General features: G+C 44.4%; 8 protein-coding genes. 2 read left to right on the top strand and 6 right to left on the bottom strand.

Translation table 11 applies throughout. The annotated features are described in order from the left end of the window. Positions 1-27: 27 nt before the first annotated feature. Both uxaC and F0229_RS04740 read left to right on the top strand, forming a co-directional pair. Positions 28-1,470: a glucuronate isomerase gene (gene uxaC, locus F0229_RS04735; protein ID WP_253820972.1), complete on the top strand. Its 1,443-nt coding sequence runs from the start codon at positions 28-30 to the stop codon at positions 1,468-1,470. Next, the gene (locus tag F0229_RS04740) at positions 1,467-3,506 is read left to right on the top strand and encodes a heparinase II/III family protein (RefSeq protein ID WP_171732360.1); all 2,040 of its coding nucleotides are present in this window, start codon (positions 1,467-1,469) and stop codon (positions 3,504-3,506) included. The genes uxaC and F0229_RS04740 overlap by 4 nt, the downstream gene beginning before the upstream one ends. Before the next feature lie 214 nt (positions 3,507-3,720). On the opposite strand, the gene F0229_RS04745 is transcribed toward F0229_RS04740, so the two are convergent. The 6 genes from F0229_RS04745 to glmS all read right to left on the bottom strand — a co-directional run bounded on the left by F0229_RS04745 (position 3,721) and on the right by glmS (position 13,312). Beyond that, complete coding sequence (locus tag F0229_RS04745; RefSeq protein ID WP_367613536.1) at positions 3,721-5,358, bottom strand: hypothetical protein; 1,638 nt, start codon at positions 5,356-5,358, stop codon at positions 3,721-3,723. Further along, on the bottom strand, positions 5,279-6,820 hold the full coding sequence (locus F0229_RS04750) for a TnsD family Tn7-like transposition protein (protein WP_171732361.1): 1,542 nt from the start codon (positions 6,818-6,820) through the stop codon (positions 5,279-5,281). The genes F0229_RS04745 and F0229_RS04750 overlap by 80 nt, the downstream gene beginning before the upstream one ends. A 56-nt stretch (positions 6,821-6,876) precedes the next feature. After that, positions 6,877-8,460, bottom strand: coding sequence for an ATP-binding protein (locus F0229_RS04755; protein ID WP_171732362.1), 1,584 nt, complete (start codon positions 8,458-8,460; stop codon positions 6,877-6,879). Then, a complete protein-coding gene (locus F0229_RS04760; RefSeq protein ID WP_171732363.1) occupies positions 8,453-10,534 on the bottom strand; it encodes a Mu transposase C-terminal domain-containing protein in 2,082 nt (693 codons plus the stop codon). The genes F0229_RS04755 and F0229_RS04760 overlap by 8 nt, the downstream gene beginning before the upstream one ends. Continuing rightward, complete coding sequence (locus F0229_RS04765) at positions 10,524-11,345, bottom strand: TnsA endonuclease N-terminal domain-containing protein (protein ID WP_171732364.1); 822 nt, start codon at positions 11,343-11,345, stop codon at positions 10,524-10,526. The genes F0229_RS04760 and F0229_RS04765 overlap by 11 nt, the downstream gene beginning before the upstream one ends. Before the next feature lie 134 nt (positions 11,346-11,479). Beyond that, a complete protein-coding gene (gene glmS, locus F0229_RS04770; RefSeq protein ID WP_017061405.1) occupies positions 11,480-13,312 on the bottom strand; it encodes a glutamine--fructose-6-phosphate transaminase (isomerizing) in 1,833 nt (610 codons plus the stop codon). Positions 13,313-13,328 lie beyond the last annotated feature (16 nt).

The following is a 13,328-nucleotide window of genomic DNA, read 5'->3' on the forward strand; positions in this document are numbered from 1 at the left end:
CCGCTAATGTCATCAAAGTATTTCGAGATGAAACCCATGAACCAATACATCCATGACGATTTTCTTTTAACCTCAGATTTGGCTCGCCGCTTGTTTCATGACTACGCCAGATCCATGCCGATTATTGATTATCACAATCACCTAGATGCGAAGCAGATTTGGGAAAACCACCGTGCGAGTAACATCGCTGAATGCTGGCTGCATAGTGATCATTATTTATGGCGAGCGATGCGCAGCAATGGAATAGAAGAGCGCTACATCACTGGCGATGCATCCGATAAGGAAAAGTTCGAAAAGTGGTGTCAAACGGCCCCTTATCTGCTCGGAAACCCACTTTATCAGTGGTCTCACCTAGAGTTGGAACGATTCTTCAACTGCTCACAGCTATTAAACCCAGACAATTGCGATGCTATCTGGTCACACTGTGAAGCCGCGCTTGCTACATCAACACTCACAACTCAGAATGTATTAAAGCAGTGCAACGTCACCGCCCTTTGCACGACAGACTCGCCACTCTCCGATCTTCGCTATCACCAACTGATTGCCGAGTCCGACTTTGACGTTGAGGTGCTTCCTACATTTAGAGCAGACGATCTCTTTGCGTTTGGCTCGCCAACTGCTTTTCGCAATATGATTGATAAATTAAGCACAATCACCGCTTTACATATTGCATCGATCAATGAGTTCCTCAACGCGATTTCAAAACGAATCGAAGCATTTCATGACTCTGGCTGCCGATTGTCCGATCTTGGGCTCACTCAGGTGAATTTTGTACCTTGCTCACACAAAGCGGCGCAGCAACTGTTTGAGAAACTGCTAACCGGGCAAGTCCTAAAAGATACCGAAAGCACACAGCTTAGCTCTTATCTTTTCAACCAATTGGGTCAACGCTATCACAGCCGTGGCTGGACAATGCAACTTCATATTGGCGTTCTGGTGAATGTCAACGAGCGCAGAAAACAGGAGCTTGGCGGTGGCACCGGATTTAGCGTGATGAATGATCGCCTCATTGCCGAGAATCTCACCCAGCTTCTCAGTCAATTAGATTTAACCAACCAACTGCCAAAGACGGTGCTGTACAGCATCAATCCGAATCACAATGCGTTACTCAGTTGTATTGCTGGCGCTTTTCAAGACAGTGACTCTGCCGCTGGAAAAATCCAATTTGGCGCAGCATGGTGGTTTAACGACCACAAAGATGGCATGGAAGCGCAGCTCACCACGTTAAAGAACCTAGGCGCCCTAGGTCGATTCATCGGTATGTTAACAGACTCTCGCAACGTATTTTCCATGAGCCGTCACGAATATTTCCGCCGTGTACTGTGCAACCAACTCGCATCATGGGTTGAAAATGGCGAGCTTCCAAATAATGACGCTCTGCTCAAAGAAACCATCGAAAACATCTGTTATTACAACGCAGAGCGCTACTTTAATTTTCCTCAATCCGAACTCACAGGGGATGCTCAATGATCCAGTTTAGCGAACAACAAATCCAATCCATCAAACAGCGCGCTTCTGAGCAAACCATCGCCCAACTAATAGAAGACAATAGTGTTGTGCTTAATAGCGACACCTTGGTTCCGCCTGATGGCCGTGCAACTTGGAACCTCTATTACTTTTGCCCTGACCATGGCGTTCGCCTGACCTGGGATCGTGAAAAGCCACTATCGCACTGCTGCCCTATTGACGGCAAAGAGTTCACGGGTGAACCTTATGACGGCGCTTGGTGGCGATGGCTAAATGGACTGAATGCAAAAGCGTGCTACGATCTCGGCTTACTGTGGAACCTAACCGGTGAGCAGCGTTTCTTCAACAAGGTAAAAGACATCCTACTTCAATCCGCTAAATACTATCCGGATTACGAAGTTCATGGCGGTATCCCATACAACGGCCCCGGTAAAGCCAATGCGCAAACCCTATGTGAGGCTAACTGTCACTTAGATCTTGCTCGCGGTTATGACTTTATTCGTGAGCAACTAACACCGGACGAGCAGTTGTACATCGAACAGCGCCTACTTCGTGAAGGGGCTGAGTTTTTAATGGAGTACCGAACTGACCAGATCCACAACCATGAGATGAAAATAAACGCCACCATTGGTGTAATTGGGCTCATCTTGGAAGAGGGCCGCTACATTGATTTTGCTCTGAATACTGACTACGGTATCCACTATCAACTCAACCACGGCTGCTCAGAAGAGGGGATGTGGTTTGAAGGCTCAATTCACTATCACTACTATGCCTTACAAGCGCTGTTGAACTTTGAAAAGATCGCATACTCAACGCCTCATTCAGTAAGCTCAAACCCTAACTTTGTAAAGATGCTCAAATTCCCACTTAACCTGGTGCTGAATACGGGTGACTTCCCCCGTCTCAATGACTGCATTGCCGGCCAAGAGCGTATTACTCATTCACATCTGTTTGAGTTTGCCTACGCGCAGTACCCTTGTGATGAGTTTGCGAGTGTTCTAACCAGCATCTATCAAAATATCTCTAGGGATAACATCGATGCATTACTTTATGGTGTCGATGAGCTTCCAAAGGCAGTGCCACTGCAATGTCAATCTATTCACACCGCTCAAGCGGGCGTGACGATTCATTACGACCAAAACAATGACCATTCACTGCTTGTTAAGCACAGTCCGTATGGTGGTGAACACGATCACTACGATCGATTAGGCTTGATCATTGTTCGCAATGGCAAGGAGATCCTGCCCGATCTCGGGACAACCGGATATGGCGCAGAGCTGCACTACGGCTACTACAAGAATACCGCTACGCATAACACCCTCGTTGTGAATCAACAGAACCAGTCGCCAATCAACCCTACATTGCTTCACTTCTCTGACTCACCTGGTTGCAAAGTTATTGATACGCTTGCCGATTGGAATCAGCCACCAGCGGAAGTCGATAGTCACACCATCGAGCAATGGGATAGTCAGGCATATCAGAACGTTATGTTCAGACGTATCTTGTTCTGTGTTGGCGAAGCATATATTGAAACCAACCTGATCGCCAATCCACATCAACAACAGTTGGATCTGACCTACCACATACGTGGTGAACATATCGATATGGACGATTTTGAGATCTGTTCCAATCCGTTGCCAGGAGCACTAAACCGAATGATCAATACACGTCAGTTAAGTTCGGTCGCGGCACATTCCCGTCGTTACGCCATTGAGGGACAAACACCATTTAACCAGAGGATGATGTTAAGCTCTCCGTGTGATATTTTGATTGGTGAAGCGCCTGATAACCCAGCAACATCAAACCTTGCGTATACTTTGATTCGCTCCAATGCAACCGCATTAAACACCGTAGTTCTTCACGACCTATCACACGACGCTAATCTTCTGCTTGAGGACGTCTCTTGGGGCGACACTGAAATCACATTCAGTATCAACCAAGATGGCAACAAAACCATCATCACCTATAACTTGCATTCGCATTCTTTGCGAACTGGCAGTTGGCAGCCAGAGAGCGACAGTTTAACGTTTAGTAAGTAACATGAAAGCCAGCTCTTTAGCGAGAGCTGGCTTAATTTTTTAGGTATCTTTGGCTAATCAAAGGCAGTACTTTCGGTATTACCGCTGTCACCTCCGGTATTTGCCCCAAGCACAACGACCATTTTGAATACATCACCAACTGCAATAGCCAGTAGCTTGAACTATATTGACTTTTTTACTGCATAGTTAGACCACAAACACTTACTTTCCTGAGTTATTGTTTTAATGCTCTATTAACGGCTCTATCCAAAGTTTCTATCCATGCTGTCTCATACTCACTTTCGGTTCTGAGGACAGTCTCACCTTCAATTTTTTTGGTTCTAGAAGGGTGCTTAATTTCAACCACTACTGAACAGTGTTCTTGGTTTGCTTTAGCATCCCATCGAACGCCTTTCTCGGAGCATGCTTTCATTACATGAGCCAATCCACCTTTACCACTTTCAGAAAACCCAAGTAGTCTAGATCCCAGACTGTGCTTGTCGTTAATATCGCTAATATCCACCTCGATGATGACAAGAGGGGTTTGTTGGTAATAGAAATACGCACAGTGAAAGGTTCGAGCCTCATGAGTGAGCTTGTTCTTGTATATCAAGGAACCATTGTCCGGCTTTGGCATCGCCAAGCACTGTGTACCTTTGTGTTCATAATCAGGAAGCTTCATAAGCTGCTTGATAACCTTTTCAAAAAGTTGAAAGTTACCTGTTGGATTAACCTCTTTCGGTGCCTCGGGACTAGTTGGATCATCGCAATCGCTGCGATTAATCGCCCAGTCTAGCTCTTGAGCCGATCCGTTTGCTGTTCCATGTCCGACTCCTGAAACATCAGGTTTTGCTTCGGTAGTATTCACATTAGGCACTACCCTTGATAGTGCTTTTCCTGGGGAGACTGTCACTTCATCTTCAGTATCACAGACAAATCGGAAGCCTTCTTCACTGAAGATATCCCTTTTTCTGTGACTACCTGGCGTAGCTTCGAAGTCCAACTGCGGATCTGGGTCTGTCCGGTTAATTTCTGGGCGCTTGCCGTTACTTGGCTCAACAGGAATAACATCGATTTTTTTTGGATGGTATATCGAGACTTTTTTTCCATAATTAAAACTCGACGAGTAAACTGTCTTGATTTCTTCAACATGGAATAACAATGGGTCACTTTCGTCATACTCACCAGCGAGCTTAAACCGCCAATTTTTTAGTGGTGGCGGTTCAAAGTTAAAGTTCCACCCCGAATTTTCATCTTGTTGTAACTTGTTATAGATGCTGTTGAAGCTTCTTGTTGCCTCAGGATTAAGCAACAACCACCTCAAGTGTTTACATGCATCCTTGGAGTTTAAATTCTTTAGGGGATAATCCGATGACCTATTGAATCGGATAAAACACTCTTTTCCACTATCATCCACAATTGCCATCCCCAATAACCCGTTTGGTCTTAGAGCTGTTCGTGTTAGGTGTACATTGTGTAAAAAGAGTGCTCGAGCGAGCTCTATACAAGGGACAACAGCCTTTAAGTTGCCCTCCCTTAAAATGATTGAATGTGATTTGTTTGAAAAGGCTCTTTGAAAATTATCTGATATTTTTATATCAATGACTTCGCGTTTATGTTGAACCGTGCGTTCTTTATTCGAGTAGTGAGAATTAACAACCAACATAGGTATCAGTTCCGCCGGCACACGACTTTTTGGGAAACCTGAAAATTGAACGTTGATATAAGGCCGGACTTTATTATTGAGGACGCGCTTGGTGTGAATACTTCCAATGTTGATTAACGGTACGTTTTCAGGAAAGTGCCGCAGCTCTCTGCCAGGCTGGGATGTCCAATCGGAGAATTTCCCGTGCAGGTTTCCTGCTACGCGCACGGCTGAGTCCAGCAAGTCGTTCAATCTCACATACAGGCCTTAAAACATCTTTACACTCAATGAGTTGAACCATAACACGGCTTAACCTCCTAATTTGGTACTCTTCTATAGATTCGCTATATCGATCAAAAAACAGACTGCAAAGCGGTAACTTATACAGTTTTTTCTCAATGAGACTCTTCTGCTTGATGCTGGATGCAAACCACGACTTAGAGTGGCGAGGGTCTTTTATCCTATTATCGACCCTATTTTTAAGTTTAATGAGTTTTTTAACTAGCAGCAGATCTCGAACCTCCCAGTCAACACGATTATTCTGGTAATTAGATGCATGATTGGGTTTGTGATCATTGAGCCACTTACGATCATATCTATAAAGCCAAGAATACAACCTAGCACCAAGAGCAGTGGTCCTAATATTTTTAAGTAATGAATTGGGTGAATATTTTAAAATCCCAAGCCATTGGACTCTCACTTCATCACGTTTGGCTATATTCTTCGTGAATACTATAGCTCGTGTATCGCGATTCACTGAAGAAAGTGCTCTCGCATGATTGAACTCCTCGCGTAGGTCAATAGAGGCATGACTAAACGACAACCAAACAACAAAATGCTGTAAGTAGCTATACGTTCTTCGGTGCTTTCTGAACATAGCAACTAGCCATGTATTGGCTCCAGAAAGAGCCAAGCCTTGTTGATGTAACCATTCATCAGACCAAGTTTTTCGCACTAAATTTGCGATTCCTTTGTGATCTATTCTTGCGCCATTCATCGCACCCTCACTTCTTGCAAGCTTCTGATAATAAAGAGTCCATTGTGCAGGAGAAACATAACCCAGATTAGAATTGAGTAAGATGTTTACCATACAGGCTAATTTCAATTCATATGGTTCAGCGACTTCAGATAAGTGACCAGAACACTTATAGCTACTAGAGCCAACAAAATGATGACGATGAGCAGAATGAATAACCAAGTTTGTATCTAGCAAAGTACACTGATGTTCAGGGCAAACTATCACTCCAGGGGATTGAAACAGTCGCTGCCAGTATGTGAACCCTAATGAATCAAGCTGCTTTTTCCTGCACTGAGGGCAAACTTTATAATTGCTAGGCCATTGAATTAGTGACGCATTGATACCCGCGCGAGACATGCTTGGATTTACATGACCAACAATTAGATCGGCTCTTAGCGTATTGTATCGACTAGTTGGAAAGAAAGGCTTAAACAAAGGAAGGAGGGAGTGTCTTTCAATTAGATCCAAAGGCTCAATATTCCAGACATGACCCACTTGATCAAGGAGTTGCTTTATATGCCCCTGTAAAAAGGCGGAAGGAACGACCATTCTATTATCAAATAGAATGTCTAATGCAACCTTGTCATCTTTGATTCCCATTTGCTGGATAAACCGAGCAAGGATACTTGTGAGCAACTCATCTTTTTGAGCAACAGGAAAGTGAGTCAACATCTAAATCCACCAAACAACTCGTTTCAATTACTTGAGTATAGTTGGCGGCTTCATACCTAGAGATATGGTGTGATGTCAAGAATCATGCCTTCACGTTTTAGGTTACTGTAGGTAGACATTGGTTCGTCACTTCTCAGTAACCGAAGATCGTTATCCACATAGCGAGATTCTAGCTTGGCTACTTTTGATTTTTCAGGCTTACTTTGTGTTGCTGGTTTATCCTCTAGTGATTTTATATGTGCAACTAATCCAAATAGATCCTCGCTAGGCTTTTCATCGATGGCCTGCCTCGCCGCTAGTTTAGCTACATCCTCACCCAGTCCCATGCGAATCAACATATCGATGAGGTCCACTAATTTATCATCAATTACCTCACTCGTAGCTTCAATATCATCCACATCGCTAGCGCCAGCTTGTCCAATGATACGAATTGAATCGGCAGGTAAGTCCAAGTCAGCATATTTGAGAATTTCTTCTTTTCGACCGCTTTGGAGCGCTCTGATCATCGGATGAATGATTGACAACTCTTCATTAAACACATCCTTTACTAACTTGAGAGTAATCACTTCTTTTCCTGCTACTACCGCTCTTGCTTGGCAAAGGTAAAACAATGAAACTACCACATGAGCGACACCTTGAGTGAGATCCCAAAACAACTCTTTCATAGGTGTAGTAAGGGGTGTTGGCGATTTAAACCATTGCAGTTTCCACAATCGTATAATAAACCGCTCCCACTCACTTTCCGTGTCATTTTTTGCAAGGTGTTCAAATCGATTCCAATTTAGGCTACCAAATTGAGAAGCACGCCTAGCCGAACGCATAGTAGGAGAAAACAAATCAAGAGCTTTGGGAGTACCAATAAACAAAACGGGGACTTTTATCACATTGGTTAGAGTAACAAAGAAGTTGAGTAATTTGCTCGCACCGCCGGAGCGCGCTGCACTAAGATGCTGAACCTCATCAATGACTAAGATACCGACAGAATGAAGGGCGCACACTCTAGCTATGTCACCCAACATAGACTCTGCTGATGATCTCGACTTAACGTAGAGCATTTCGTAGTCACTTCCAATCGCATCATCTACTGCGCGGAAAAAGTGGATACATAGACTCTTTGCCGAACCATCATGAGGACAGTCAATTTTCAGCCATACTAACTGTGTATGCTGATATTTTGGGTGATAAATGGCTTGATGCTCATATGAATCTAAGATCGCTTGAACAGCAGTAGTTTTGCCTGTGCCAGAACACCCAATGACAGTCGTCGCCAACGCTGCGCTACCCGCATTTCTTGATGCCGCAGAAAAGTCGACATTATCGACATCTAATAGGTTACGCTGATAGTCAATTGACGCGATGTTTCGACCAAGATATCCTCGGCGTATCATTCCTGCAATCATCTGTTCTAGTTGAAGATGAGCTTTTGTCGGGTATAGAAAACCATCAAGTATTCGCATCATCGCATGGCGACGGATGTATCCAGGTAAGGTTTTTTCCGAGTCTCGTACTTTAGGATAACGATTTAGCTCTTTGGCCGTATTCTGAGGTGAGTTCAATAAAGGTAGTGCATTGATCAAAGGTTGATCTCGATAATCTTCAATTTCAGGTGCTAAATATTCCGCATGGTGAATTTTAATCATCGTCATCTCCTAAAAAATCATCCAGTGACGGGTATTCAATGTTTTCTGAATTGTGACCCGTATGAATATCAAAGACTTCGGCAGTACTTTGCTTTGACTCAGGCTTGAGATTAATTGAGGTATTGCCTCGCTCAAATTCCCTCTCTTCATCTCGATTACCCTTAATTCCTGTCAATCTTTGTGAGTCCGTTAGTTTAGGTGTATTTGCCTTTTTGTCACGCTCTCGTTTAGCGATACTCTCCATCGTTTCCTGTAGGTCAGGAGCCTCAAAATCTTTATCTTGATTCGCTGAAGCCTCTGCAACTTTAGAAGACTTGAGAATACCCGCAGCATCCACGAAACTCATTCCCTTGTATCGACGGCTACGATCTGAAAGCTCACATATCCAATAGGATTGATAGCTGTTATCGGGCCTCAGATAAACAACATCGGTTCGACGCGGGTCAAAGGCCACCTCAACTTTCTTTGGTCTTGTCTGCTTAAATCGGTCAAACCAACCTTCAGCCATTGCTTCACGGCAAGTGTATTTCAGTCCTTTGAAACCAATACCGGCCTCAGAGACTGTCCCTTTTTCAGTGGGTAACAAGTTCACTTCAACCATATCTTTACTGCATGATCTTAACTTACCGGTGCGATTTTTGATTCCCCAGTTCCAAAGCTGAATAGGGACTGCGGGTAAGTCATCAGGCATATCTTCGGCAAAATCATAATCTTTAACTACGTGCCTAGTGTTGTAGTTGATAATGATGTGAATCACTGTCTCAGTGAATGCATGCAAGGTTAATTCTGCGTCTAGCTCATATCTGCGTCCTAAGCGCTTCTTGCCGTTAACTGGCTCGACAATACCACCGACATAAGGTCTGAATTTTGTTTGAAGAGTATTGAAATAGCGCTCCACACCGCCTTTATCATCCCCTCTGTAGGAACGCGAGTTACTCAATTGGATGTTAAATGCATTAACAAGGACGTCAGCTTGCCTATGCAAAAGCTCACCTTTATCCGCCATGATAGACGCAGGAATACCAATAGAGGGCCACATACTAGAATCGATTTCTATTCCATAGATCCGACAATACTCTGTTTTATCAAGAAAGGCGTTAGACATGGCCATCATCGCCGCAATCCATGATGGGTTTTCCAAACCGACGTAAAGCCCTGTAACCATGCGGCTAAAGACATCTTTAACCACGTAAACCACTGGCCTACCGATGATTTTATTCGGATCTTTCTCAGAAACTAAATAGAGATCCGCAATCGTTGCATCAATCTCATATCGCCCCCCTGGTCCGATATTCAAAAAAGCTGATGTACTCGTTAACGCTCTAATATCCTTATCGTATGCTTTGGATGGCGTTCTTCGTCTTACTACATCATGTTTCTTGTAGTTAGATTCATAGAAATAGCGAAATTGGCGAAGAGTCGGGATGGAAGTCTTATCAGAGTCGGGATATCGGGATTTATACAACCCAATTGCTTTATCTTTGGCGTCTTTGATAGAGAACTTATCGTTTTGAAGAAAGAAGCCATCAATTGCTAGACTGAAAATTTCTGCAACATCATCGGTAATGATTGCGCCTACACCTTCAGCGGTTGTTCGCTTCCGCCCGAGCTTTTTGCCCACGTCACGCCTAGGCTTACCTTTCCCACCTGACTTATGATAGTCAGGCAGCAATGCATTTGGCGTCATCCCTCTTTGCCAATATCGACGAAGTTGACGAATGAAGTAAATCCGGGGTTTTCCTGTCACTTCAACTGCGTTTCTAATTAGACGGTTGCGCGACGTCTTATCGAACAATTCACTGTGGTCTTTTAGTAGAATTTTAAGCAGCGTATAGGCTTCATCTCGCTTCAGAGCTTGTGCACCGTCGAGCTCAACATGAGAGAAAGCAAAAGGTTCACTGATGCACTCTATCGTTTGCGCTGCGATCAGTTCATGTAACTCAGAGGCAGGCATAAGTATGGGCCAAGCCGATTCATCATCGAGACTGATCAGCCAGATGAACTCTAGCGTTTCGTACACCACACGTATTCGCTCGTTTGAATCAGTGTATTGATAGACTTGATTAAGAAGCATTGCCGACCTCCAAATCTGTGCCATCGCTATCTACGAGCTCGACATCTTCGCACTTCCATTCAGTAAACGGAGTTTCAAGTGATGCTTTTAAATATTGATTGGCGATACCATAGCGAAATATTCCGATATGAGTGCCTTCCTCTAATTGGTATTGATCATCCAATTTTGCACAATGTCGGGCTACATAAGCTTTGGGTTGCTTCGCTAATCTAGCGGCAAGATCAATGACATCTTGCTTGGAGAATGGGTATTCGACTTCAGTGTCTAAATCGATAAGTGGTTTTATCCACTTCAGGTTCATTTTGAGTTCGCTGGAGACTTCTTGATCGGTAAAGATGGGACAGGGTACTTTTATTGCTTCCCAGTACGCTTTCTCTATTTGAAGCTTTTCGACAATGCGCTTGTCATCAAGCTTTAGAGCTGGTTTTACGGGGATCGCTAACTGGGAACCATCGGCAAAATCGATGAGTAAGTCCGTTGTCACTATTTTAAGCTCGCCCTTTTCTTGAGGGTGACGAATACCTAGTTGGCGGCAAATAATTAAAGAGTCAGCGAGAGGAATTGGGAACTGCTCTCGAATGTCGATGACCTCTTTGCACCAATCGAACACCAGAAATGCGGCTAGCTCGTTACCTGAGTGAAGGTGGTGTACACGGCCAACGGTGGCACTTTTGACACGAACGCTTTCGCCAGAGCTGCTGAACTCTCCAACTTTAATGAACGGAACATAATCCTTCCCTGTTCCTTCGCCTCGTTTTTCATCTAAACGCTTTTGGTCTTTCTTATTGAGTGGCTTATCTGCATCTGACATAAAAAAACCTCCGACTAAGCTAAACTTAGCAGGAGGTTAAAAAACGATCAATCTTTATTGTATATGATCAGACTTTATTGTAACTGATCAAACTTTATTGTCCGCCGACATCTATATCTTAGGTAAGCTGTCGATTACTCAACTGTTACCGCTTTCGCTAGGTTACGAGGTTGGTCAACGTCGGTACCTTTTATTAGTGCGACATGGTAAGACAGCAGCTGCATCGGTACTGTGTAGTAGATAGGCGCTGTTACTTCGCTTACGTGAGGCATCTTGATGATCTTCATGTTCTCATCGCTTTCAAAGCCCGCATCTTCATCAGCGAATACGTAAAGTAGACCGCCACGAGCACGTACTTCTTCAACGTTTGATTTCAGCTTCTCTAGCAAGTCGTTGCTTGGTGCAATAACGACGACTGGCATATCTGCATCGATAAGAGCCAAAGGACCGTGCTTAAGCTCACCAGCCGCGTATGCTTCTGCGTGGATGTAAGAGATCTCTTTCAGTTTCAGAGACGCTTCCATCGCGATTGGGTAGAACTCACCACGACCCAAGAATAGTGTGTGGTGCTTATCAGCAAAATCAGGTGCCAGTGCTTCAATTTCTTTATCGAACGCTAATGCTTTCTCGATATCAGCAGGCAGTTGGTGAAGTGCTTGAACGATTTCCGCTTCTTTTTCTTCATTGATACGACCTTGTAGACGACCAATTGACGTTACCATCATCAGCATCGCTGCTAGTTGAGTTGTGAAAGCTTTAGTAGAAGCAACACCGATCTCTGTTCCTGCGCGAGTCATGAAGGCAAAATCAGATTCACGAACCAGTGAAGAACCCGCAACGTTACAGATAGTCATTGCAGACATATAACCCTTCTCTTTTGCAAGACGAAGTGCAGCAAGCGTATCCGCCGTTTCACCAGATTGAGACAGAGTCACCAATAGGCTGTTCGGACGAACAACGAAATCACGGTAACGGAATTCAGAAGCAATCTCTACGTCACAGCTTACGCCAGCTAGAGATTCAAACCAGTAACGCGCTGCCATGCCTGAGTTGTAAGACGTACCACATGCGATGATCTGCACGTGTTCAACCTTGCTTAGGATCTCTTCAGCTTTAACGCCGATCGCGTTAGTGATAACCGAAGTGTCAGAGATACGGCCTTCCATTGTATTGATCAGCGCTGTTGGCTGCTCGAAGATCTCTTTCTGCATGAAGTGGCGGTATTGACCTTTGTCACCTGCGTCGTGTTCAGCGTTTGACTCAACGATTTCACGCTCAACACGCTCACCCGCTACATCAAATACCGTAACATCACGACGAGTTACCTCAGCAACATCACCTTCTTCTAGGTACATGAAGCGACGAGTTACGCTCAGTAGCGCCAGTTGATCAGAAGCAAGGAAGTTCTCGCCGACACCAAAACCGATAACGATCGGGCTACCAGAACGAGCTACAACGATACGGCTAGGATCTTTACGATCAACCGCAACCGTGCCGTACGCACCGTCTAATTGTTTTGCTGTTTTCTGTAGCGCTTCAACCAAAGAAGCTGAAGTGCGAAGTTCCCACTCAACTAAGTGAGCAATAACTTCTGTATCCGTTTGTGAAGTAAATACGTAACCACGCTCTTGCAGCATAGCGCGCAGTGCTTCGTGGTTTTCGATAATGCCATTGTGTACAACGGCAATATCACCAGACATGTGTGGGTGTGCGTTCGCTTCAGACGGCTCACCGTGTGTCGCCCAACGTGTATGAGCGATACCTGTACCACCAATCACTTGTTGCTCTTCTACTGCGTCAGCTAGCTCTTGTACTTTACCTAGGCGGCGTACACGAGTTAGGTTAGATTCAGTATCGACTACAGCGACACCAGCTGAATCGTAGCCACGGTATTCTAGACGACGAAGGCCTTCTACTAAAATTTCAGCTACATCACGCTGTGCTACTGCACCAACAATTCCACACATAGTTTCACTCCATCAA

This window comes from Vibrio sp. AIC-3, from assembly GCF_013114515.1.
In the GTDB taxonomy this organism is placed as follows: domain Bacteria; phylum Pseudomonadota; class Gammaproteobacteria; order Enterobacterales; family Vibrionaceae; genus Vibrio; species Vibrio crassostreae_C.

What these genes read in the sequence shown, in the direction of transcription:
- F0229_RS04740 (WP_171732360.1), top strand. Translation starts at nt 1,467, where the DNA reads ATGATCCAGTTTAGCGAACAACAAATCCAATCCATCAAACAGCGCGCT.
- F0229_RS04765 (WP_171732364.1), bottom strand. Translation starts at nt 11,345, where the DNA reads ATGTCAGATGCAGATAAGCCACTCAATAAGAAAGACCAAAAGCGTTTA.
- uxaC (WP_253820972.1), top strand. Translation starts at nt 28, where the DNA reads ATGAAACCCATGAACCAATACATCCATGACGATTTTCTTTTAACCTCA.
- F0229_RS04760 (WP_171732363.1), bottom strand. Translation starts at nt 10,534, where the DNA reads ATGCTTCTTAATCAAGTCTATCAATACACTGATTCAAACGAGCGAATA.
- glmS (WP_017061405.1), bottom strand. Translation starts at nt 13,312, where the DNA reads ATGTGTGGAATTGTTGGTGCAGTAGCACAGCGTGATGTAGCTGAAATT.
- F0229_RS04755 (WP_171732362.1), bottom strand. Translation starts at nt 8,460, where the DNA reads ATGATTAAAATTCACCATGCGGAATATTTAGCACCTGAAATTGAAGAT.
- F0229_RS04750 (WP_171732361.1), bottom strand. Translation starts at nt 6,820, where the DNA reads ATGTTGACTCACTTTCCTGTTGCTCAAAAAGATGAGTTGCTCACAAGT.